The following is a 23,667-nucleotide window of genomic DNA, read 5'->3' as shown; positions in this document are numbered from 1 at the left end:
GTTACACTCTCCATCCTGCGGGATATTTGTTTTTGAGAGTCTGGCCGACGAGTTTACCGAATCCGATTGGATAACCTTCAACGCAGAGCAGATGCCATCCTTTTGCGTGAGCAGCCTCTTCCGGTTCAATATTGAGAGTCTCACCCTTGAGATAGCGTGTCAGACGCTGATCGGAGACCGGAAGTGAGATTACGGCTTCTGCATCACCTTTTCGAAGGGAAAGTGCAAATGGCTGGGAAGGTTCGAAACGGTTTTTCTTAAGGTCCCCGAGATACAGCCCATTTCGAAGGAATGTAAGTCCACGGAAATCACCGCCTATCGGTGGCAGATAGTAGACTTTGTCTTTTCGTGTTTCAACGCGATTCCAGTCAAAGGGCTGCCCACCAAGTGTTTTCAGTCCGATCTCCTTCAGGAAAAGTTCCAGCCATTTGCGGGTTTCGGCATTTGGTTTTGCAGAAGACATTGTACCGATCAGATCAGTTCTGCCCTCTTTACGAAACAGTGCAAGAAAGTGTCCCTCTCCCTGCATCTTATGGGGAAAGAGATGTACGCTGCGTATAAGTGACGGATCTCCGTTTCCCCATTCCGGGACACCTGAAGTGAATCCTTCATATTCCGGAAGCTCAAGGAGTTCCATATCCGGTCGGTTTTCAAGAAGATGAGAAACAACTTCTTCGTCTTCTTCCGGCGCAAAGGTACATGTGGAGTACAGAAGCAGTCCGCCTGGACGAAGCATATCGGCTGCCTGCAGAATCAATTCTTTTTGCAGACTGGAAAGTTCATGAGACTTTTCAGGAGTCCAGTCACGTGCAAGCGCTTCTTCTTTGCGAAACATGCCTTCTCCGGAGCAAGGTGCATCAAGCAGAATCTTATGGAAAAATTCAGGAAAATGTTTGCCGAGATGTGCCGGAGTTTCATTTGTAACAAATGCATTGGTGATACCGAATAATTCAATGTTGCGAAGGAGTGCCCTGGCTCTGGAAGCACTGATGTCGTTGGCGACCAGGAGTCCGCTTCCATTCAGCATTGCACCAAGGGCAGTAGCTTTGCCGCCAGGTGCAGCACAAAGGTCCAGAACGTTTTCACCTGGAGTGACTGGAAGACAGGATGCCGGTGTCATGGCACTTGGTTCCTGCAGATAGAAAAGTCCGGCCTGATAGAGTGGACAGAAAGATGGACGGACATCTTCCGGATAAAAATATCCATTGGAGATCCACGGAATCGGAGTGACCGGGAACGGGACGATCCGTTCGAATTCGTCACAGCTGATTTTTGCGGTATTTACACGAAGCCCGTAAGTACGCGGTGCTTCATAACTTTTTAAAAAGCTTTCATATTCATCACCCAGCATATTCTGCATGCGAGACAGAAATGCAGGAGAGAGGAGTTCGGTAATTGTATGTTCAGACATGAAAATCTCCTTAGTATCTGTAATAAGTTATTATTGTAGAAGAGTCTGCAAATAGCAGATATAACAATAAAATTATAAATTAGTTAAAGAAAATAGAAAATACTATTGACAAAACTATATTATATATCATATAGTATTACTAACGAAATAATATTATATCGCTAGATAATATTGCAGAAAAAATATGAAGGAAGTGATAGCATGGTATTTAACACAGGTGCGGCACTTCTGGACGCGATCGTTCTGGCTGTAGTATCGAATGAGAAAGATGGAACCTACGGCTACAAGATCACCCAGGATGTACGGAGTGTGCTGGAGGTATCCGAATCAACGCTGTATCCGGTGCTGCGGAGACTGCAGAAGGATGAATGTCTGGAGACATACGATCAGGCTTTTGCAGGCAGAAACCGCAGATATTATAAGATTACAGAAAAAGGCATGGCACAGCTGAATCTGTACAGAGTTGAATGGAGGAATTATTCAACAAAGATTTCGAAGCTGTTTGAGGGAGGCATAGAGTTATGAACAGAGTGCAGTTTATGGAACAGTTAAAGAAACTGCTTTCTGATATCTCTGAGGAGGAAAGACAAGAGGCTCTTGAGTATTATGAGAGTTACTTTGATGATGCCGGAGAAGATCAGGAGGCAGAAGTGATCCGGGAGCTTGGAAGTCCGGGAAAGGTAGCGGCTATTATTAAAGAAGATTTAAAGAGCAGCTCGCAAAACTACGGAGAATTTACCGAAAATGGATTTCAGGATGAGCGTGCAGATAATGAACGTCAGATGCCACAGAACCGTGTGGACCGAGGTTATCATGCTGAACGCAAAGGCGGAAAGGCCAGTGTGATTCTGGTATTGATCCTTCTGGTATTTATTTCACCTCTGATCAAAGGAGCAGTCGGAGGAGTACTTGGGTTTATTGTAGCACTGGCATTGCTTCCGTTTCTGGTCGTATTCGGAATCGGTGCTGCTGTAGTTGGTCTGTTTGTTGCCGCAGTAGCAGTGATCGGAGCCGGAATTGGAACCTGTTTTACAGCACTTCCGTTTGGTGTCCTTCTCGTTGGAATTGGTCTGCTCCTGTTTGCATTGGCACTTGTTGGTCTTGTGTTCCTGAAATGGGCAGCAACCTGTGCACTTCCGGCAATTCTGCGTAATTTTACAGATTTTTGCTGCCGTATTGTGAACAGAGGCAGAAAGGAAGGTGAACGGGCATGAAAAAATCTTCAAAAGTAATGCTGCTTACAGCTGCCGTTGTTGGTGTTGTCGGAATTGGAATGAGTATCGGTGGAGTTGCCATGGGGGCTACGATCGCAGGACTGAACTTATCAAAATATGGATTCGATGGTATTGTTAAACAGACAGCAAAATATATCAGCCTTGATGACAAAGATGACTGGGAACAGGACTGGGATGAGATCACACAGCTTGAACCGGTTGAAACAGATAATGACAAAGAAATTTTTGAAACAGCACCAATTTCTGATCTGAAACTTTCACTGAGTGGAGACGAACTTAAGTTTCGGTCCTATGATGGAGATAAGCTTCGCATAGAGGTGTCTGGTTCGAAGAAAGATAAGATAAGGATCGGTACAGAGGATGACAGTCTGATTCTTGAGACGACCGGCAGGACCCGGGACCGTGAGATCACAGTGAGTTATCCGAAGAATGTACGATTTAAGGAGACTTCTATAGAGGTTGCAGCAGGTACAGTTACAATGTGCGATGAATTCCGGACGGATGATCTGGATGTATCTGTAGCGGCAGGTGAGTTTACAAATACAGGGAAGATCCGTGCAGCCAGCGATACAACAATTGCAGTTGGCACAGGAAATGTAGAACTGTCAGAGCTGGATATAAATAATCTGGAAGTTGACTGTGGTATTGGAAATGTTGATCTTGGTATTCTGGGAAAAGAAGCAGACTACAATTATCAGATTTCCTGTTCGGCGGGAAATGTGGATATTGGCGACAGCTCTTACAGCGGTGTCGGACATAATAAGAATATCACGAACCCAAATGCCAAAGGAAATATGAATCTGGACTGTGGTGTGGGAAATATAACGGTAGATTTTGAAAAATAAACGGCTGTTCAGAATATCGGCCGGTTTATAAGGTACCTGTAAAATGTTTTCAGTTTAAGAAAGAAGGAATTGATCATGGATAACAAAAGGCTTTACAAATCATCTGTAAATTATATGCTGTGCGGTGTATGCGGTGGTATTGCAGAATATTTCAACATTGATCCAACATTGGTACGTCTTGCCTGGGTGATCCTGACCTGCTTTGGCGGGGCAGGGATCTGGGCATATATCATTGCTGCCATTATTATTCCTAAGGGATGAGCCGGTGCAGATTTGATAGTTCGATATGAAGAACATCCGGAAAACAATGTATAATTTCTGAAAAAGATGTCCATACTCTGAAAGAACAGGAATGCTGGAAGGCAGACTGCTGTGAATCAGTGCGAAGCAGTATAAAAGGAGTTGTGGACATGAACAAAGAAAAGGAAGTGGAAGCTTATCTGAAGGGAGTACTTCCGGAAGAGCAGAAACTGAAATATGAAATTGCACAGGAACTGGGAATTCTGGATAAAGTACTGGAAAGTGGATGGAAAAGCCTGTCAGCAAAAGAAACCGGCAGGATCGGAGGTTTGCTTGCAAGTAAACGAAAAGAAGAAAAAGATATGTGAAACACAAAAAAAATACAAAAAGCATCGTCTGGAAGCTGTTGCGGACGGTGCTTTTTTGGTATACTGATAGTAGCAGGTATTGAATATGGTTGCAATATACAGGAGAAAAATATGGGAAACCTTCAAAATTCATATGTAAAATTAGATAAAGTTTCTAAGATATACAAAATGGGTGAAGTTGAGATCCGGGCAGTGGATAATATCAGCTTTGAAATATCAAAAGGTGAATTTGTCGTAGTTGTTGGACCGAGTGGAGCCGGTAAAACAACGGTTCTGAATATTCTTGGTGGAATGGACACAGCGACAAAAGGAAATGTTTTTGTGGATGGCAGCAACATTGCGAAATATAACAACCGCCAGCTGACCGCTTACCGCCGCGATGATATCGGCTTTGTCTTCCAGTTCTATAATCTGGTGCCGAATCTGACTGCACTGGAAAATGTGGAACTTGCGATGCAGATCTGCAAAAATCCGCTCGATGCCAAAAAAGTTCTCTGTGAAGTTGGCCTCGAAGACCGCATGGGTAACTTCCCGGCTCAGCTTTCCGGCGGTGAACAGCAGAGAGTTTCGATCGCAAGAGCCCTTGCAAAGAATCCGAAGCTTCTTTTGTGTGATGAACCGACAGGGGCACTTGACTATCAGACAGGAAAGGCAATCCTGAAGCTTTTGCAGGATATGTGCAGGGAAAAAGGGATGACAGTTATCGTTATTACACATAACTCAGCATTGACACCAATGGCGGACCGCGTGATCCATATCAAAAATGGTACGGTTTCGGCAATGGAACTGAATACTGATCCTACGCCGGTGGAGGAAATCGAATGGTAGGAAAAAGAAGAAAAAGGGCATTGCACAAGGATTTCTGGATGGAAGTCAGAAAGAGCCGGGCGCGTTTTATATCGATCTTCTGTATCGTGGCCCTGGGTGTGGCTTTTTTCTCGGGGATCCAGGCATCCTCTCCGGATATGCGGCTTTCCGGTGATGCATATTATAACGAGTCAAAGCTTATGGATCTGAAAGTGGTCGGAACCATGGGACTGACCGATGATGATATACAGGCGCTTAAAGAACTGCCGGAGACTGATGCAGTGGAAGGGGCATATTCTACAGATGTGATCTGTGGAGAAACAGATTCCCAGAAGGTACTCCATGTGGAATCCCTGAATAAAGAAGTTAATCACCTGAGCATAACAGAAGGAAGACTTCCCCAAAAGAGCGGGGAGTGCTTCCTGGATTCCGCGTTTGCGTCAGGCCAGAAATATTCGATCGGAGACAAGGTTGTTATCCGACAGCCCGGAGACTCTGAATTATTAAAAGAAGAGACCTATACGGTCGTCGGCCTTGGCAAAAGTCCTCTCTATATATCCTTTAACAGAGGAAATACGACCGTAGGATCCGGTGAAGTAAATGGATTCATGTATGTCGTTGCGGATGATTTCGATTCAGATGTGTATACACAGATCTACGTGCGCGCACATGAGGTGGATAAGGTCACCAGTTATACCGACGGCTATGATAACCTGGCTGACAAACTGGAAGATAAAGTAAAAGGCATTGAGGCAGAGCGCTGCCAGGCACGTTATGATTCGGTAGTCGGTGAAGCACAGGAAAAAATCGAGGATGCCGAAAAAGAGCTTGCGGACGGCAAAAAGGAAGCGGATGAAGAACTTGCTGATGCAAAGAAAAAGCTTGATGATGGAGAACAGGAATTAACTGACGGCGAAAAAGAATACGAAGATGGCAAACAACAGCTTGCCGATGCCCGGCAGGAACTCGAAGATGGCAAAAAACAGCTTGCCGATGCAAAACAGAAGATAGCTGACGGAAGATCTCAGATCGCATCAGCCCGTCAGCAGGTTGCCGATGGTCAGGCTCAGATTGCTACAGCTCAGAAGAAACTGGATGAGGGCTGGAATCAGTATAACGACGGTAAGAAAAAATACAATGCCGGTAAGAAAAAGTTTGATGCCGGTAAAAAAGAGCTGGAAAACGGCAAAAAACAAATAGCCGCTGGTAAAGCGGAACTCGAACAAAAACAGCAGGAACTGAATGCCGGGATTGCCCAGATACAGGAGGGGCAGCAGACCGTTGAGACACAGCTTGCACAACTCCAGGAACAGATTCCTCAGCTCGAGGCTGGAATCGGTCAGCTGCAGGCAGCTGTGGAAGGTCTGGAGGCAGCGCAGAATGCAGTGGCGCAGCTTGAGGCAGCTGTTCAGGAAAAACAGAGTGCAGTGGAAGCGGCACAGGCCGCCCGTGACGAAGCAGCGCAGAAAGTCGAAAACGGAGAGCTGACGGAAGAAGAGCTTGCCGGATATGAGCAGGCTCTTGCACAGGCCCAGGCAGAACTCGAAGCTGTAAATGGCGGCCTTGCACAGGCTCAGGAGTCATTAAATGCCTGTCAGCAGGCGGCAGCACAGAAAACAGAACTTGAAGCAAATCTTTCAGCAGCAAATGCCGGAGTCGAAACTCTTCAGGCTAAAAAGACAGAACTTGCCCAGACTTTGGAGAACTTAAGTGCAAATCAGACAGCAATCGACGAAGGAAAAGCGAAGTTAAATGAAGAAGAGGCAAAGCTTGGTCCTGCAGAGAAAGAGATTGCAGCAAATGAAAAAACTCTAAAAGACAGTAAAAAGAAACTGGACGCCAGCTTGAAAAAGCTCCAGGATGGTCAGGCAGAAATAGATGCAAACAAGGCTAAAATGAACTCTGCTCTGGCCGAAATCGAGGCAAATGAGCAAAAACTGAATTCCGGTGAGGCCGAGATAGCAGCAAATGAACAGAAACTGACCGACGGTGAAAGAGAAATTCAGGAAAACGAGCAGAAGCTAAAAGATGCAGAGAAGGAGCTTGAGGATGCCCGAAAAGAGCTTGCCGATGGCAGGAAAGAATATGAAGACGGTAAAAAAGAAGCAGAAGATAAAATAAAAGACGGGCAGGAAAAGATTGACGATGCAAAGAAAGAACTTACAGACTTAAAATATCCGGAATGGATTCTCACAGACCGAAATGGACTTCCGGAATACTCTGATTACGGAGACAATGCAGACCGTATCAAAAATATCGGCGAGGTATTTCCTGTTATTTTCTTCCTGGTAGCAGCCCTTATCAGTCTTACCACCATGACCAGAATGGTCGAGGAGCAGAGAACGCAGATTGGAACAATGAAGGCTCTCGGCTACAGTAAAATCAGTATTGCTTCCAAATATCTGAATTATGCGTTCCTGGCAACGGCAGGCGGCAGTGTTGCCGGTATCCTGATCGGTGAAAAGATCATTCCGTTTGTAATTATCAAGTCTTATGGAATTATGTATCACAATGTGGAGAATACCCTTCAGATACATTATGAACTGAAATATGCACTGCTTGCTTCCGTGGCGGCATTGATCTGTACAGTTGGTGCAACGATTTTTTCTTGTGTGCATGCGCTGGCAGAGACACCGGCATCATTGATGCGTCCACCGACACCTAAAGAAGGGAAACGAATCCTTCTGGAGTGGATACCGATTTTGTGGAAACATCTGAATTTTACCTGGAAATCTTCTCTTCGAAATCTGTTCCGTTATAAAAAACGTCTGTTCATGACGATTTTTGGAATTGCAGGAAGTATGGCGCTGATGCTGGTAGGTTTTGGTATTCGTGATTCTGTTTCAGACATTGTACATCTTCAGTACACGAATCTGCAGCATTATGATGCGACGATCATCTCAGATGACGATGCCACGGATACGGAAAGGGAAGCACTTATAGAATCTCTGGATAAAAATGAATCACTGGATCATTATACGAAGATAAGGCTCTCCAAGCTCACAGCTCCAAACGGAAAATCAAATCTGAGTGTATATGTGTTTGTTCCTGAAAACCTTGAGAACTTCAAAAAAGATGTGACACTTCGAAACCGTGTTACAAAAAAAGAATACGAGTTGCCTGAGGATGGGGCGGCGGTCTGTGAAAAGACAGCGAGTCTTCTGGGGCTGAAGCCCGGTGATGAACTGACACTCGAAAAAGATGACAAAGAGTATCATGTGAAGATCTCTGTTATCACCGAAAATTACGCAGGCCATTATGTTTATATGACACCGCAGATCTACAAAGAAACATTTGGAGAAGAGCCGGTTTATGAAGATATCGTTTTCTCGGTAAAAGAGGAATATAAGGATCGGGTAGAAAAGGTCGGACAGAAGATCATGGATTTACCGGCTGTCTTAAGCATCAGCTATACAGAGAGTACGATCGAAATGGTAGACCGTATGCTCAGCACTCTTGGTGTAGTTATTCTTGTACTGATCGTGTCAGCAGGAATGCTTGCATTTGTAGTACTTTATAATCTGAACAATATCAATATCACTGAGCGCCAGCGAGAGCTTGCCACATTAAAGGTACTTGGTTTCTTTGATATAGAAGTTTCTCAGTATGTCCTGCGAGAGAATATCATTCTGACGATCGCAGGAATTCTGTTTGGCTCAGGATTTGGTATCCTGCTCCATCGCTTTATTATTGTCACAGTAGAGGTGGATGCGGTCATGTTTGGAAGAAACATTGCTCCACTCAGCTTTTTGTACTGTGCGGTGATCACCTGTATCTTTTCAGCTGTGGTAAACATCTTTATGCATAAAAAACTGAAAAAGATCGATATGGTAGAATCGCTGAAATCCGTTGAATGACGATTTGAAAAAATAATACAGGAAAGCAAATCTCCCAGATTCTGTGAAAAATGCACAATCCGTCTTGACAAGGCGAAAAAATGCAATTACAGTAGATGGGAGATGCTTTTTTTAATCAGGAGGAAATTATGAGCAAAGAACTTGCAAAAACATATGACCCAAAGGGTCTGGAAGACCGCCTTTATCAGAAATGGATGGACAACGGATACTTCCACGCAAAAGTAAATCCAGATAAGAAACCATTTACAATCGTAATGCCGCCGCCGAACGTAACCGGCCAGCTTCATATGGGACATGCACTTGATGAAACCATGCAGGATATCCTGATCCGTTTCAAGAGAATGCAGGGATACGAAGCTCTGTGGCAGCCGGGAACCGACCATGCTGCAATCGCAACAGAGGTTAAGGTTATCGATAAACTGAAAAAAGAAGGAATCGACAAACTCGATATCGGACGTGAAGAATTCCTTAAACATGCGTGGGCATGGAAAGAAGAGTACGGCGGAAAGATCATCAACCAGCTGAAGAAACTCGGTGCTTCTGCAGACTGGGAGAGAGAACGCTTCACAATGGACGAAGGATGCTCCAAGGCTGTACAGGAAGTATTTATCCGTCTGTATGAGAAAGGATATATTTACAAAGGTTCCAGAATCATCAACTGGTGTCCGGTATGCCAGACTTCCATCTCTGATGCAGAGGTAGAACATGAGGATCAGGACGGATTTTTCTGGCACATTAATTATCCGATCGTAGGTGAGGAAGGCAGATTTGTAGAGATCGCAACTACACGTCCGGAAACACTTCTCGGAGATACTGCAGTTGCAGTCAATCCGGATGATGAAAGATACAAAGATCTGATCGGCAAAATGCTGAAACTGCCGTTGACTGACCGTGAGATCCCGGTTATTGCGGATGAGTATGTTGACAAAGAATTTGGAACAGGATGTGTAAAAATTACACCGGCACATGATCCGAATGACTTTGAAGTAGGCAAACGTCATAATCTGGAGGAAATCAATATTCTGAATGATGATGCTACCATCAATTCTCTTGGTGGCAAATATGCAGGTATGGACCGCTACGAAGCCCGTAAAGCAATGGTAGCAGATCTTGAAGCGCAGGGACTTCTCGTAAAAGTTGTTCCACATAATCACAGTGTTGGTACGCATGACCGTTGTGGCACAACCGTAGAGCCAATGATCAAACCGCAGTGGTTTGTTCGTATGGACGAGATGGCAAAAGCAGCTATGGAATCCTTAAGACCGGGTGAATTGGAATTTGTTCCGGCAAGCTTTGGTAAGACATATCTGCACTGGCTGGAAAATATCCGTGATTGGTGCATTTCCCGTCAGCTCTGGTGGGGACACAGAATCCCGGCTTACTACTGTGATGAGTGCGGTGAAGTTGTCGTTGCAAGAGAAATGCCGGAAAAATGCCCGAAATGTGGATGCACACATTTCCACCAGGATGAGGATACTCTGGATACCTGGTTCAGTTCCGCTTTGTGGCCGTTCTCCACACTTGGATGGCCGGACAAAACACCGGAACTCGAATACTTCTATCCGACAGATGTTCTTGTAACAGGATACGACATTATCTTCTTCTGGGTTATCCGTATGGTATTCTCCGCTCTTGAGCAGACAGGAGAAGTTCCATTCCACCATGTACTGATCCATGGTCTTGTACGTGACTCACAGGGACGTAAGATGAGTAAATCTCTTGGAAATGGTATCGATCCGCTGGAAGTTATTGATAAATACGGCGCAGATGCACTTCGTCTGACACTGATCACAGGAAATGCACCTGGAAACGACATGCGTTTCTACTGGGAGCGAGTAGAATCCAGCCGTAACTTTGCAAACAAGATCTGGAATGCATCCCGATTCATTATGATGAACCTGGAAGGCAAGACAGTTACTGAACCTGCAGATTTAAATGAGCTTTGCCTTGAAGATAAATGGATTCTTTCCAAACTCAATACAGTGATCCGTGAAGTTACAGACAACATGGACAAATATGAGCTTGGAATCGCAGTACAGAAGGTTTATGACTTCCTGTGGGATGAGCTCTGTGACTGGTATATCGAGATGGCAAAAGTTCGCCTCTGGAAAGCAGAAGAAGATCCGAAGGCTGCAAATAATGCACTCTGGACACTTCGTACAGCCCTGACAGAAGGACTGAAACTGCTTCATCCATACATGCCATTCATCACAGAAGAAATCTACTGCACACTTCTTCCTGAAGAAGAATCTATCATGATTTCTGACTGGCCGGTATTCCAGGAAGCATGGTCCTTCCCGGAGGCAGAAAAAGCAGTGGAAAGCTTTAAAGAAGCAATTCGCGGTATCCGTAACACACGTACAGAAATGAACGTGCCGATGAACCGCAAAACCAGCCTTTACATCGTAGGTAAGGATGCGGATACATGTGCAAGATACGAAGCATGCAAGAAATCCTTCGTGAACCTTGCATTTGCAAAAGAAATCCTTGTACAGGAAAGCAAAGACGGTATCGGTGAAGATGCAGTATCTGTAGTAGTATCCGATGCAGTTGTATATATGCCGCTTGAAGATCTTGTCGACAGAGAAAAAGAAATCGAGCGTCTGAAAAAAGAACAGGAGCGTCTTGCAAAAGAAATCGCAAGATGCCAGGGAATGCTGAGCAATCCGAACTTTGTCAACAAAGCTCCGGAAGCAAAAGTAAATGCAGAAAAAGAAAAACTTCAGAAATATGAAGAAATGATGGAAAAGGTTAAAACACAGCTTACTCAGATGGACAAGTAATAAAGGAGCATTTGGATGAAATTGTATAAGATATGCAATAAGATATCCCTGCTGCTTCATGCGCTTTGCAGTGCAGCCGGATATTTCCTTATCGAAGCGATCAGTCGTCATTCTTTTACCGATGCGTGGACCTACATGACAGGAAAACCACTGGTATTTGCTTATAACGCAGGCCTTATATTTACCACGAGCCTGATTGTATATTTGTTCCGCCGAAGAACCTTCTGGCGTGTTCTGGTATCCATATTCTGGCTGCTTCTTGGAATTATCAATGGCGTGATCCTGGCAAACAGGGTCACACCGTTTACCGGCCCGGATCTGCATCTGCTCACAGACGGTATGGCAGTCCTTAACAAATATCTGCCGTCCTGGGGTGTGGTAGTTGCATTGATCGTGCTTGGAGTATTAGTACTGATTCTTCTTTCTTTGTTGGTCAAAGGACCAAAGTATCAGCGAAAAGTAAAATTCCGCTATGACCTTCTCCTGGTTGTTGTGGGAATTGCAGCATTTGTAGGAATCACACAGCTGGCGCTGGAAAAGAGAGTGCTTTCCAATTACTTTGGAAATATTGCATTTGCATATGAAGATTATGGATATCCATACTGCCTTGGTGTCACAATATTTAACACCGGCATCAGCTGTCCTCGTGATTATTCAGAAGAAGAGATTGAGAGAATCGAGAAGACTGAGGATAACCTTCCGGCAACAAATGAGAAAAATCAGCCGAATATTCTCTTCCTGCAGCTCGAATCCTTCTTTGATCCGACTTTGGTCAATTATCTGAAAATCTCCGAAGATCCGATCCCTACGTTCCGCAAGCTGATGAAAGAGTATTCATCCGGATACTACAAGGTTCCGGCAGTCGGAGCCGGTACAGCAAATACGGAATTTGAGTCAATCACAGGTATGAGCCTTCATTATTTTGGACCGGGAGAATATCCGTACAAGAGTATTCTGAAAGAGACAACCTGCGAAAGCGCACCATATGTCCTGAAGAATCTTGGATACAGCACTCATGCAGTGCATAATAATGAGGCAAACTTCTACGGAAGAAGAAGTATCTTTCCGAACCTTGGATTTGATACTTTCACTTCTGCTGAATATATGGCAGAGGAAAATGATAAGAACCCGCTGGGCTGGACAAAAGATGAAGTTCTCACTGATGAGATCATCAAATGTCTGGATTCTACGGAAGGACCGGATTATGTATATACAATCTCCACACAGGGACATGGAGCATATCCGGAAGAACAGCTGATCGATGATCCGGAGATCACAGTCACAGGTGCCGCAACAGAAGCGCAGAACAACCAGTGGGAGTATTACTGCAATGAGATCCACGAAATGGATAATTTTGTTAAAGAGCTGACAGATGCACTGGCAGATTATCCGGAGGATGTGATCCTGGTTATGTACGGCGATCACCTTCCAACAATGGGACTTACGGTTGAAGATCTCAAGAATAAATATCTGTTCCAGACAGAATATGTAATGTGGGACAATTTCGGCATGGAGAAAAAGAAGGTGAATCTCTCAGCTTATCAGATGGCAGCAGAGGTTATGGATCGCGCCGGAATACATGAAGGAACAATCTTCCGTTATCACCAGGCAAGAAGAAATACCCGAAATTACCAGGTAGATCTGGAAACGCTTCAGTATGATCTTCTTTATGGAGAAAAGTATGCATACAAAGATAAGGAACTGACATTTGAAAGAACCAAAATGCGAATGGGCATTTATGATGTGAGTCTGGATTCTATGGATCTTATCTCTGACATAGATTTTACATATCGATTAAAGGGAACAAACTTCACACCATCCAGTCAGGTTAAGCTGAACGGGGAATGGATCGATACTGTATATGTGAATCCGACCACACTGATGATATCAGGCACAGAACTGAAGGATTTTGACAGAATATCAGTATCACAGCGAAGCAACAGTTCAACCAGAAAGGCATTGAGCAAGAGTTACGATCGTTCGGTTTATATGTTGTATTCTGAAAATAAATGGAAACTTCCGACAGATGAATCCTGATTCTGACGAATAAAAGATTACGATTAGTACTGGACATCTTTCACCACTCATATATAATGATATCGTAGCGGTTTGGTTTTAAAGACCAGATAGCTGCGAATACATTAGATGAGTGGTGAATTTTTTTATGAATTACGAAGAAGCGGTTGCTTATATTGAAGAAACTCCGAAATTTACAACAAAGAATAAACTGGAGCACACAAAAGAATGCCTGCGGCGTCTTGGAAATCCGCAGAAGCAGTTTCAGGTTGTACATGTGGCAGGAACAAATGGAAAGGGAAGCACCTGTGCATTTCTGACTTCGGTCTTTAGAGAAGCCGGATATTCCTGTGGACTGTTTACCTCTCCGCATCTGGTTGTGATCAATGAACGCTTTCAGATCAATGAGAAGAATATTGACAATGATACATTCCTCAGAGCATTTGAAAAGGTAAAAAAACTTGCAGATGAGCTGGTAGCGGAAGGTAGTTATCATCCAACATATTTTGAGTTCCTGTTTCTGATGGGAATGGTGATTTTTGCGGATGCAAATGTGGATTATGTGATACTTGAAACAGGCCTTGGTGGAAGACTGGATGCGACAACAGCAGTAGAAGAACCGAGTGCCTGTGTAATTACGTCGATCAGTTTTGACCATATGCAGTATCTGGGGAATACCATTGAGGCAATTGCCGGAGAGAAGGCGGAAATCATTGTGCCGGGTGTGCCTGTGATCTATGATGGAAATAATCCGGCTGCAGCAGGTGTGATCAGAGCAAGAGCACAGGAACTGGGAAGTCCGTATTTTGAAGTGAAGAGAGAAGATACAAAAATCATCCGAAACACCAGGGCAGGCATTGATTTTTCTTATGAGAATGAGTATTATGGAAATACAGTTTTTACGCTTCCATTTATTGCAGAGTATCAGGTGATGAACAGTTCACTTGCATTGAAGACGATTGAAGTATTAAAAGACCAGGTGAAGATACCGGTGGAGGCGGTCAGGAAGGGACTTCTCGAGACACGCTGGCAGGGAAGGATGGAAACCGTGTTGCCGGGTGTGATCGTTGACGGGGCACATAATGAAGATGGTGTAGAGAAATTTGTGGAGACAGCAGTACATTTCCAGAAAGATTATCCGCTGACACTGCTTTTTTCGGCAGTAGATGATAAGGATTATACAGATATGATCCGTACCATTCTTGGGAAAATTTCTTTCCATCATGTGATCGTGACTCAGGTTGGAGGCTATCGAAAGGTTCCGGCAGAAAAACTGGCAGAGATATTCAGAGAAAAAGGCTGTCCGACAGCGGAAGCCTGCGAAGATGTGGAAGAAGCGTTTAAGAAAGCTCTGGCGGCAAAAGGAGAAGACGGAATGTTATTCTGTGTCGGTTCTCTGTATCTGGTTGGAGAAATCAAGACACTTATTCTGCAGGGAGTCGGTAAATAAAGGAGAATAATATGATTGATTATGAAGAGGAACTGAAGAAATTTGAGCCATGTCTGGATGTTACAGATGCAGAGGGCGCAATCTATGACAGAGAGCTTACGGATATCCTGGATGTTCTTCAGGAAGTATTAAGAGAAGCAAAAAGCAACAGACGTGTAAAATAAGATACAAGGAGAACTACATGAATTGTATGAACTGCGGTGCATTTCTTACAGATATGGATCTGGATTACTGTCCAAATTGTGGGTATAATGTACTGATTCAGAAAAAGGTAGATTATCTGTCTAAGATTTTTTATAATCAGGGACTTGAGAAGGCAAGTATCCGTGATCTTTCCGGTGCGATCGCCTGTCTGAAACAGAGTCTTATGTATGACAAAAGAAACATCAGGGCGAGAAATCTGCTTGGGCTGGTATATTTTGAAACAGGGGAAGTTGTCTCGGCACTCAGTGAATGGGTGATCAGTAAGAATCTTCAGCCAACCAGAAACCTGGCATCAGAATATATCAACAAATTGCAGGCAAATCCCAATAAACTTGCGGCAATCAATGAAACAATCAAGAAATATAACCATGCATTAATGCTCTGCCGAGAAGGGCATGAAGATATGGCAGCCATTCAGTTGCGAAAGATTCTTACACAGAATTCCAAACTGATCAAGGGATATCATCTGCTGGCTTTAATCCAGATGAAGAACGGAGAATGGAATAAAGCGCGAAGAATCCTCAAAAAAGCTGCAAGGATTGACAAAACAAACACAACAACCCTTCGTTTTCTGCGAGAGGTAGATGAGCAGACAGGAGTGACGACCAGACTTGAAAAGAAAAAGAAAGGTCTGTTTCGCTCTGGGACTAAAGAAAATCTGGATACGGATATTCTCGGAAGCGAGAGAGTCGCTCAGCCGACCGTGTACAGAGAACATTCAAAGGTTTCTGTATTTTTTATTCTGATGGACGGAATAGCAGCTGGTGCAGTAGCATTCTGGCTTCTGGCGGTACCTGCGATACGGCAGGGAATCTATCAGGAGGCGAACCAGCAGATTGTCCAGTACAGTGAATCTCTGGCAAGCCAGGGAGCGGAACTCACGAAAGCACAGGGAGAGGCCAAAGAATCCGGAGATACGGTAGAGTCTGTCACGCAGGAACTTACGACAGAACAGGCGAAGAGCGAAAGCTATCAGGCACTTCTGCAGGCTTATACGTATTATCAGCAGCAGAATCTGGATGAAGCAGCTGTGGAGATTCAGAAGGTGCATGTGGATGTACTGACAGACAGCATGAAATCTGTTTATACAACGATCAGAGATGCGACCGGTGTAGCAGGAATCGGAGATACAGGGGGAGTGCAGAGGCAGGAGAATTCGTCAGACAGCACAGAAGATACTTCTTCGTCTGAAGATACTTCTTACGATGAGTCGGATTACAGCAATTATGATGAAGAGTATTATGAATAAATAACGATATAGCAGAAAAACCTCGGAGAAGGGGATGTACGATTTCAGAACGTACATCTCCTTTTCTTTATATCAGATGTGAGATGACTCCCACCTGCAGGTGGTGAGCAACAAAATTATATCAGTGGCGGGCATTCTTGAAAGTGGACAGAAGGGGGAGTAGAAAATGAATGAAATGTTTCAACTGGAGGGGACTACATTACGTATCATTCTTCCGCAGGAACTGGATCATCCGATGGCAGATCTGATCCGGAAAGGAACAGAAATGATTGCAGGGAGGACTTATATCCGTACAATTGTGTTTGATTTTTCGGAGACAGAGTTTATGGACAGTTCAGGCATCGGGCTTCTGATGGGAAGATATCGTGCACTTGGAATGCGAAAGGACTGTATTCAGGCAGTCGGCGTAAACGGTCATATAGGGCATTTGCTGCGTCTGTCAGGACTTCATCGTTACATTGTGATCCAGAAAGCAGGGGAGGGGGAAGTGTCATGAGAGAAGATACAAATGAAGTATCTGCAAATGAGATGCTACTTATTTTTGAAAGTAATCCGGTTAATGAAGGGCTTGCAAGAGTTACGGCAGCATCTTTTTGCACGCAGTTGAATCCGACTCTGGAGGAGATCGCAGATCTGAAGACTGCTGTTTCGGAGGCAGTGACAAACTGTATTATACATGGATACGAAGGCAGAAGAGGAAGGATTGAGATGCACCTGTCTTACAGGGAACGGGAGCTTTATGTAGATATTACTGATTATGGCGTGGGGATTAGTGATGTGGAGAAAGCAATGGAACCGATGTATACTTCAAAACCGGATAAGGACAGATCTGGAATGGGATTTACGTTTATGGAGGCATTTATGGATGAATTATCAGTAGAATCGGAACCAGATAAAGGAACTGTCGTACACATGAAAAAAATCATCGGCCGGTAAAAAATGACCTGGGATACCGTTGCCCTGATCGGGCGTGCGCACCAGGGGGATAAAGAAGCAAGAGACATTTTGTTCCATGAAAACACAGGACTGATCTACAGTGTTGCACACAGATTCCTGGGAAGAGGTGCAGAGATGGAAGATTTGTTTCAGATTGGCAGTATCGGACTCTTGAAAGCAGTAGATAAATTTGATCTGTCATATGATGTGAAATTTTCTACGTATGCAGTACCAATGATTGCGGGAGAAATCAAACGTTTCCTGCGAGATGACGGGATGCTGAAGGTCAGCCGCAGCATAAAAGAAAATCAATATCGCATTTATAAAATGCGGGAAAAACTGGAAAAGAATCTGGGTAGGGAGCCGACGGTGACAGAGCTGGCAGAAGAGCTGGGAATGACACCGGAGGAAATTGCCATGGCATCGGATGCAGCAACAGAAGTAGAATCAATCTATCGTCCTATACATCAGGGGGAAGGAACGGAATTGCAGCTTTTGGACAAGCTTCCGGAGAAGGAAAACAGGCAGGAAAGAATACTGGACAAAATCTTTCTGGAAGAATTACTAAATATATTGGGAACAGAAGAAAGAAGGCTGATCTGCATGCGTTATTTCTGTGATATGACACAAACGGAGGTGGCAAAGAGGCTGGGAATATCACAGGTGCAGGTTTCGAGAATGGAAAAAAGAATCTTACACAGACTCAAAAAAGAGATACAGGATAAAACGGAAGTATAAAATTGCTGAATATAAAGATACTGTATATATCGGACAAAATGTCCTGTAAAAAAAGAAAGGACAGATGAAAGTATGGCTTCCGAAAATATAACACTTTATATAAAAGGAGACCGCAATGTTGAAGTGACAGAACAGGATGTGTTTCTGAAGGATATTGTCAGCATGGAATGTTCCGATAAAAAATTTCTGCCGAAACTTCAGACAGTAAAGATACTGAAGCTTCATGGAAACAGAGAACAGCGGTATGTGGTCTCTGTACTGGAAATCATTGCCTGTATCCATGCTACGTACCCTGAAGTAGAAGTGCAGAATCTTGGAGAAGCGGATATTATCGTGACATACGAAAATCAGAAAACTTCGCCATATCTCTGGCATATCCTCAAAGTGGCAGTTGTGGCAGCAATTATCTTTTTTGGCTCGGCATTTTCAATCATGGCATTTAATAATGATGTGGGTGGAACAAAACTGTTTGGTCAGATATATGAACTTGTGATGGGAAAACAAAGTGATGGCTTCACTGTTCTGGAAGTCACATATTCTATTGGACTGACATTTGGAATCCTGGTCTTTTTTAATCATTTTGGTAAAAAACGATTTACAGTCGATCCGACTCCGATGGAGGTGCAGATGCGTCTCTATGAAAATGATATTCAGACGGCACTCGTAGAAAATGCATCCAGAAGAAAAGAAGAACTTGAAGTGGGTGATCGATAATGTGGTGGCGAAATGTGTTTCTGGCACTGATCGGTATCAGCGCAGGAATGGTTGTTGCAGGAGGTGTGTTCTCCTTTATTGTGGAACTGGGAGTGATCTCTGATTTTGCTGACCGTACACATACTGCAAAGCACATCCTGTTTTATGAAGATATGGTTTCTGCTGGTGCTGTACTGGGAAATTTGTTTCAGATTTTTGAGGTCCATTTGCCGGGACGTTCCATATTCCTTGGGATATTTGGACTGTTTGGAGGAATTTTTGTTGGATGCTGGGCTATGGCACTTGCAGAAATCCTGAATGTGTTTCCGATATTTATGCGCCGGGCAAGAATCGTTCGATACCTGGCAGTGTTTGTGCTGATGTTAGCACTTGGAAAAGGCTTCGGGGCAGGATTGTTTTTCTGGAAAAGATGGTAGACAAAAGTATACAAAGAAAGGATGAAATGGCAGCAAAAAGCCCCGACAGATTAATGCCGGGGCTTTCGTGTATGTCTGATCTGATCAGAATTTGATTTCTTTTCCTTCGAGTCGCCACTGTCTGAATTCAGCAGAAGCAGAGAGAAGAAGGTCGGATGAAGAGTTCAGGGCTGTTTCTACAGAGTCCTGGATCACTCCGATGATGAATCCTACTGCAACGACCTGCATGGAGACATCATCTGAGATGCCAAACAGGGAGCATGCCATCGGAATCAGAAGCAGAGAACCACCGGCAACACCAGATGCACCACAGGCTGACAGAGCAGCCAGAAGGCTTAAGATGATTGCAGTAGGGATATCTACATGAATGCCAAGGGTAAAGGCGGTTGCCATCGTCATGACAGTGATCGTGATGGCAGCACCGTCCATGTTGATCGTTGCACCAAGAGGAATCGTTACAGAATATGTATCACGGTCAAGTCCCATTTCTTCACAGACTTTCATATTGACCGGGATATTGGCTGCAGAACTTCTTGTGAAAAAAGCAGTCAGAGCACTTCTCTTCAGACAGTGGAAGATCAGCGGATATGGATTCTTGCGGATACACCAGTATACCAGAAGAGGGTTTGTTACAAAATAGATAAAAAGCATACATCCGACAAGCAGAAGAAGCAGTTTTCCATATGTTGTGAAGATATCCAGGCCATTGGTAGATACTGTGTTGAATACAAGACCGAAGATACCGAATGGAGCCATATTGATGATCCAGGTAACAACTGTGGAAATTCCATCAGCAACATCTTTAAGTACATTTTGGGTCATGTTATTGGCAGCACGGAATGCAAGGCCAAGAAGAATTGCCCACATAAGGATGCCGACATAGTTTGCGTTCACAAGGGAAGATACCGGGTTGGCAACTAGATTCAGAAGGAGATTGTTGAGAACCTCGACAATACCCTGCGGTGCTGCTGCATCTGTAGTGGCAGCAGTGGCAAGTGTCAGTTTTACAGGAAATGCCATACTTGCAAATACGGCAATGACTGCGGCAAGTACAGTACTGAACATGTAAAGTATGATAACTGTCTTGATGACACCGCCGTGAGATTTACCTGCGTTACACAGAGAACTGATAACAAGAAAGAATACCAGAAGTGGTGCGATCGCCTTAAGTGCACTTACAAAGACATCTCCAAGGATTGCGATGCCGGTCGCCCCTGGTACAGCGATTCCGAGGATAGCACCGAGAATCAGTCCAACCAGGATTCGCTTTACCAGAGCGATGTCTGTCCATTTGTTCCAAAGCTTTTTCATATTTCTACTCCTTTAACGTTTTAAAATGATAACAGGGTACATTATAAACGAAAAGGACAGAGAACGCAATAGAATAATTTACAGATGTTCGCTGGTGGCAGACAAATGGGGAATTTATTATTCTTTCATTCTGGGATGAAAAATCAGACTTGCCAGATATGAAAAAATCAATGCGGCAGAAACACCAACGGCACAGGCAGTGAAACCACCAGTGAACAGACCGAGAAAACCGTTTTCATCGATCGCTTTTTTCATGCCTTTCCACAGAATATTTCCAAATCCAAGAAGTGGAACACTGGCACCTGCGCCTGCATATTCTATAAAAGGCTGGTAAAAGCCCAGAAAACTCAAGACAGCACCGGAGCAGACGAGCAGGACCATAACACGGCCCGGAAGCAGCTTGGTTTTGTCCAGAAGAATCTGTACAAGAGCACAGATCAGTCCACCTACCCAGAATGCATTAAAATAATCCATGGTCAGACCTCCGTTTCTTTACTGATGTGTTCGATGACAACTCCGTGGGCGATTCCGGCAACAGATTCGCCTTCGTTAAAACTGACTTTGGAAAGCATGGCGCCGGTCGGTACAAAGAGGACACGTTTCCAAAAGCCGGACACGACACGGGGAAGAATATAGGCGGCAAGTACAGAGGCTGCACAGCCACAGCCGCTGCCGCCGGAATGTGTATCCTGTTTCTGGTTATCGTATATCAGCAGACCACAGTCCTGATGGACGGATGACAGATCTATATTTTTTTCTTTCAGAAGATCGAGAAGGATCTGCCGTCCAACAACACCGAGGTCTCCTGTCAGAACAGCATCGTAGTCATTTACAGAACGCCCGAAGTCCTCAAAATTCCGGTAAATGGTATCACATGCGGCAGGAGCCATACAGCCACCCATGTTGAGAGAATCACGAAAGCCAAAATCAATGACTTTTCCTGTGGTGATTCCGGTGATCGCTACAGATCCGAGGGTACTTCTGAGAAGTGAAGAACCGACTATTTCTGATGGATGAGGGGCCTCTGGACTGAGAATACAGGCAGCGCTTCCGGTAACAGTCCAGGTAGCGGAAAGAGGGCGCTGACAGCCGTAACCAAGAGGAAAACGAAATTCTTTTTCGGCAGTGGCAAAATGGCTGGAGGTGGCACAGAGAATGTGATGCCCATATCCGGCAGATACGGCGATAGCTCCAAGAGAGAGTGATTCTCCCATTGTAGAGCAGGCACCATACAGACCGAAGAATGGAATTCCCATTTCTGCAATACCAAAGGAAGAAGCAATGGTCTGGGCGAGCAGGTCACCAGCGAAGACAAATCGAATATCATCCGGTGTAAGACCGGCTTTTCCGATCGCAAGAACAGCGGCCTCTTTTTGCATGGCACTTTCAGCAGCTTCCCATTTCTTTTCTCCGAACATCGGATCATCACAGATCATATCAAAACAGTTTTTTAAAGGACCATCCCCTTCTTTGGGACCAACTACGGACGCGCAGCTTTGAATATAAACGGGGCGGGAAAAAGAGATACTTGCCTTCCCGAGCAGAGTTCCGGAATTCATCAGATCACCTCCAGGAGTTTGTATACATAATAAATAAGGCCAAGAAGCCAGGAACTTAAAATGCCATACAGGATGACGGGGCCGGCAATCGTGAAAATCTTGCAGCCGATTCCGAAGACCTGACCTTCTGCACGGTATTCGATAGCCGATGCGGCAACAGAATTGGCGAAACCGGTAATAGGGACCAACCCTCCGGCACCGCCGAATTTTCCTATTTTAGAATAAACATTCAGACCAGTCAGAATAACACTGATAAAGATCAGCAGAAGAGAACACCAGTTTCCGGCAGTTTCTTTGTCAGCTCCTATAGAAGATGCGGTGTTCAGGATAAGCTGACCGAGAACACAGATCAGTCCGCCAGTCAGGAATGCTTTCAGCATGTTTAACGGAAGATTGTGAACAGGAGTGATCTTTTTTACGTATTTTTCGTATGCTTTCTGTTTTTCGCGTTGTTTTTCTTCTGACATGTAATCCATCCTTTCCTTAACAATTTTTGGAATAAAAAAATTTATTTGTAAAAAAACATGGTTTTCTTTTGACTTTTACGTTATTTATGCATATAATGAGAAGGCTATTGCCAATCGAAAAGCAAAAGAACACAGTTAATGTCAGTAGTATATGGAACTGTTCATGATTCATGCACGGATTGTAAAAAAAGTATGAAAAACTGTACATTCTTTTGTGTGGATAGTATAATGAGCTTTAGTTAGGGTGGAGATAGAGAAGTTTTAATAAATAATGAAAAAACAGGAGGAGGTTTACACATGTACGATGCATTTTCCAGAATGGAAAATCTGCTTGGAACCAAAGGCGTGAAACGGCTTGGCAGTGCGAAAATCGCAGTGTTCGGCATTGGTGGTATCGGTTCGTATGTGGTGGAAGCTCTTGCACGCTGTGGAGTTGGAAGCCTTACACTTGTTGATAATGAAGATATTTCTCTGACTGACATCAACAGGCAGTTATATGCATTGCGTTCGGCAATAGGCCGCAAAAAAGTTCAGGTAGCAAAAGAACATATTCGTGACATTGATGAGGATATTCTGGTGCATACCTATGAAACATATTATAGTAATGATACAGCAGGGATGTTTGATCTGAAGGCGTATGACTATATTGTAGATGCGATGAATTCATTGGCATCCAAGATTCTTCTGATCGAACAGGCAAAAGCCTGTGGAGTTCCGGTGATCTCATGTCTCACGACAGAAAACAAACTGAATCCGGCAAGACTTGAGATCGCAGATATTTCCAGGGTAAGCAATGATCCGTTTGCGAAAACTATTCGTGTCGAGCTTCGCAAAAAAAACGTCCGAAAAGTCAAGGTGTTATATTCTCGTGAAAAAATCCGTAAGGAAAAGAACAGCAGGATAATGAAAGATAACAATACCGACCGGGCGTCGGAAGGAAGCGGAAGCATTTCGTTTGTGCAGGGAACAGCAGGAATGCTGGTATCTGCAGAGGTGGTGAAAGACCTGCTGGCGGAGAAAACAAGAAATAAATAAGGATATTAACTGAATAGAAAGATAGG

At 44.2% G+C, this 23,667-nt stretch carries 23 protein-coding genes; 18 read left to right on the top strand and 5 right to left on the bottom strand.

Annotation, left to right across the window (positions count from 1 at the left end; translation table 11 throughout):
- Window position 1 precedes the first annotated feature (1 nt).
- The gene (locus tag NQ503_RS13020) at window positions 2-1,411 is read right to left on the bottom strand and encodes an RsmF rRNA methyltransferase first C-terminal domain-containing protein (protein WP_005424937.1); all 1,410 of its coding nucleotides are present in this window, start codon (window positions 1,409-1,411) and stop codon (window positions 2-4) included.
- 201 nt (window positions 1,412-1,612) lie between these two features.
- Here NQ503_RS13020 and NQ503_RS13015 point away from each other — a divergent pair, with 201 nt between their 5' ends.
- The 17 genes from NQ503_RS13015 to NQ503_RS12935 all read left to right on the top strand — a co-directional run bounded on the left by NQ503_RS13015 (window position 1,613) and on the right by NQ503_RS12935 (window position 19,269).
- Window positions 1,613-1,936, top strand: a complete 324-nt coding sequence (locus NQ503_RS13015; protein WP_005424938.1) for a PadR family transcriptional regulator — start codon at window positions 1,613-1,615, stop codon at window positions 1,934-1,936.
- Window positions 1,933-2,625, top strand: coding sequence for a DUF1700 domain-containing protein (locus NQ503_RS13010; protein ID WP_005424940.1), 693 nt, complete (start codon window positions 1,933-1,935; stop codon window positions 2,623-2,625). Before NQ503_RS13015 ends, NQ503_RS13010 begins: the two co-directional genes overlap by 4 nt.
- Window positions 2,622-3,491: a DUF4097 family beta strand repeat-containing protein gene (locus NQ503_RS13005; protein WP_005424941.1), complete on the top strand. Its 870-nt coding sequence runs from the start codon at window positions 2,622-2,624 to the stop codon at window positions 3,489-3,491. The genes NQ503_RS13010 and NQ503_RS13005 overlap by 4 nt, the downstream gene beginning before the upstream one ends.
- Window positions 3,492-3,566: 75 nt before the next feature.
- Window positions 3,567-3,752 (top strand): PspC domain-containing protein, encoded by a 186-nt coding sequence (locus NQ503_RS13000; RefSeq protein ID WP_005424942.1) that lies wholly within the window; start codon window positions 3,567-3,569, stop codon window positions 3,750-3,752.
- 149 nt (window positions 3,753-3,901) lie between these two features.
- Window positions 3,902-4,099: an alpha/beta-type small acid-soluble spore protein gene (locus NQ503_RS12995; RefSeq protein WP_005424943.1), complete on the top strand. Its 198-nt coding sequence runs from the start codon at window positions 3,902-3,904 to the stop codon at window positions 4,097-4,099.
- A 111-nt stretch (window positions 4,100-4,210) separates the two neighbouring features.
- Window positions 4,211-4,927, top strand: coding sequence for an ABC transporter ATP-binding protein (locus NQ503_RS12990; RefSeq protein ID WP_005424944.1), 717 nt, complete (start codon window positions 4,211-4,213; stop codon window positions 4,925-4,927).
- Window positions 4,921-8,763 (top strand): FtsX-like permease family protein, encoded by a 3,843-nt coding sequence (locus tag NQ503_RS12985; RefSeq protein ID WP_005424945.1) that lies wholly within the window; start codon window positions 4,921-4,923, stop codon window positions 8,761-8,763. The genes NQ503_RS12990 and NQ503_RS12985 overlap by 7 nt, the downstream gene beginning before the upstream one ends.
- 128 nt (window positions 8,764-8,891) lie before the next feature.
- Complete coding sequence (locus NQ503_RS12980; protein WP_044925681.1) at window positions 8,892-11,546, top strand: valine--tRNA ligase; 2,655 nt, start codon at window positions 8,892-8,894, stop codon at window positions 11,544-11,546.
- A 15-nt stretch (window positions 11,547-11,561) separates the two neighbouring features.
- Window positions 11,562-13,583, top strand: a complete 2,022-nt coding sequence (locus tag NQ503_RS12975) for an LTA synthase family protein (protein WP_005424947.1) — start codon at window positions 11,562-11,564, stop codon at window positions 13,581-13,583.
- A gap of 127 nt (window positions 13,584-13,710) precedes the next feature.
- The gene (locus tag NQ503_RS12970; RefSeq protein ID WP_005424948.1) at window positions 13,711-15,012 is read left to right on the top strand and encodes a bifunctional folylpolyglutamate synthase/dihydrofolate synthase; all 1,302 of its coding nucleotides are present in this window, start codon (window positions 13,711-13,713) and stop codon (window positions 15,010-15,012) included.
- Between the two features lie 11 nt (window positions 15,013-15,023).
- On the top strand, window positions 15,024-15,176 hold the full coding sequence (locus NQ503_RS12965) for a hypothetical protein (protein ID WP_005424949.1): 153 nt from the start codon (window positions 15,024-15,026) through the stop codon (window positions 15,174-15,176).
- 17 nt (window positions 15,177-15,193) lie between these two features.
- A complete protein-coding gene (locus NQ503_RS12960; RefSeq protein ID WP_044925682.1) occupies window positions 15,194-16,465 on the top strand; it encodes a tetratricopeptide repeat protein in 1,272 nt (423 codons plus the stop codon).
- Window positions 16,466-16,631: 166 nt separating this feature from the next.
- Window positions 16,632-16,961 (top strand): STAS domain-containing protein, encoded by a 330-nt coding sequence (locus NQ503_RS12955; RefSeq protein ID WP_005424951.1) that lies wholly within the window; start codon window positions 16,632-16,634, stop codon window positions 16,959-16,961.
- Window positions 16,958-17,401, top strand: coding sequence for an anti-sigma F factor (spoIIAB, locus tag NQ503_RS12950; protein ID WP_005424952.1), 444 nt, complete (start codon window positions 16,958-16,960; stop codon window positions 17,399-17,401). The genes NQ503_RS12955 and spoIIAB overlap by 4 nt, the downstream gene beginning before the upstream one ends.
- A gap of 3 nt (window positions 17,402-17,404) precedes the next feature.
- Window positions 17,405-18,139: an RNA polymerase sporulation sigma factor SigF gene (gene sigF / locus NQ503_RS12945; RefSeq protein WP_022388256.1), complete on the top strand. Its 735-nt coding sequence runs from the start codon at window positions 17,405-17,407 to the stop codon at window positions 18,137-18,139.
- Window positions 18,140-18,211: 72 nt separating this feature from the next.
- Entirely contained in the window at window positions 18,212-18,853 is a 642-nt protein-coding gene (locus NQ503_RS12940; protein ID WP_005424955.1) for a stage V sporulation protein AA, read from the top strand.
- Window positions 18,853-19,269, top strand: coding sequence for a stage V sporulation protein AB (locus NQ503_RS12935; protein ID WP_005424956.1), 417 nt, complete (start codon window positions 18,853-18,855; stop codon window positions 19,267-19,269). The genes NQ503_RS12940 and NQ503_RS12935 overlap by 1 nt, the downstream gene beginning before the upstream one ends.
- 84 nt (window positions 19,270-19,353) lie before the next feature.
- Here the strand turns inward: NQ503_RS12935 and sstT are convergent, their stop codons facing one another.
- The 4 genes from sstT to NQ503_RS12915 form a co-directional block, all read right to left on the bottom strand.
- A complete protein-coding gene (sstT, locus tag NQ503_RS12930; protein ID WP_005424958.1) occupies window positions 19,354-20,580 on the bottom strand; it encodes a serine/threonine transporter SstT in 1,227 nt (408 codons plus the stop codon).
- 117 nt (window positions 20,581-20,697) lie between these two features.
- A complete protein-coding gene (locus tag NQ503_RS12925) occupies window positions 20,698-21,054 on the bottom strand; it encodes a SpoVA/SpoVAEb family sporulation membrane protein (protein WP_005424961.1) in 357 nt (118 codons plus the stop codon).
- A gap of 2 nt (window positions 21,055-21,056) precedes the next feature.
- The gene (locus NQ503_RS12920; protein ID WP_005424962.1) at window positions 21,057-22,139 is read right to left on the bottom strand and encodes a stage V sporulation protein AD; all 1,083 of its coding nucleotides are present in this window, start codon (window positions 22,137-22,139) and stop codon (window positions 21,057-21,059) included.
- Window positions 22,139-22,606, bottom strand: coding sequence for a SpoVA/SpoVAEb family sporulation membrane protein (locus NQ503_RS12915; protein ID WP_044925684.1), 468 nt, complete (start codon window positions 22,604-22,606; stop codon window positions 22,139-22,141). The genes NQ503_RS12920 and NQ503_RS12915 overlap by 1 nt, the downstream gene beginning before the upstream one ends.
- 297 nt (window positions 22,607-22,903) lie before the next feature.
- On the opposite strand from NQ503_RS12915, the gene NQ503_RS12910 reads away from it, so the two are divergent.
- Window positions 22,904-23,641, top strand: a complete 738-nt coding sequence (locus tag NQ503_RS12910; RefSeq protein WP_005424964.1) for a tRNA threonylcarbamoyladenosine dehydratase — start codon at window positions 22,904-22,906, stop codon at window positions 23,639-23,641.
- The last annotated feature ends 26 nt before the right edge of the window (window positions 23,642-23,667 follow it).

It is taken from the genome of Blautia obeum ATCC 29174 (assembly GCF_025147765.1).
Classification (GTDB): Bacteria; Bacillota; Clostridia; order Lachnospirales; family Lachnospiraceae; genus Blautia_A; species Blautia_A obeum.
The sequence above is the reverse complement of the archived record's forward strand: the minus strand, read 5'-3'. Positions and strand labels throughout refer to the sequence as shown.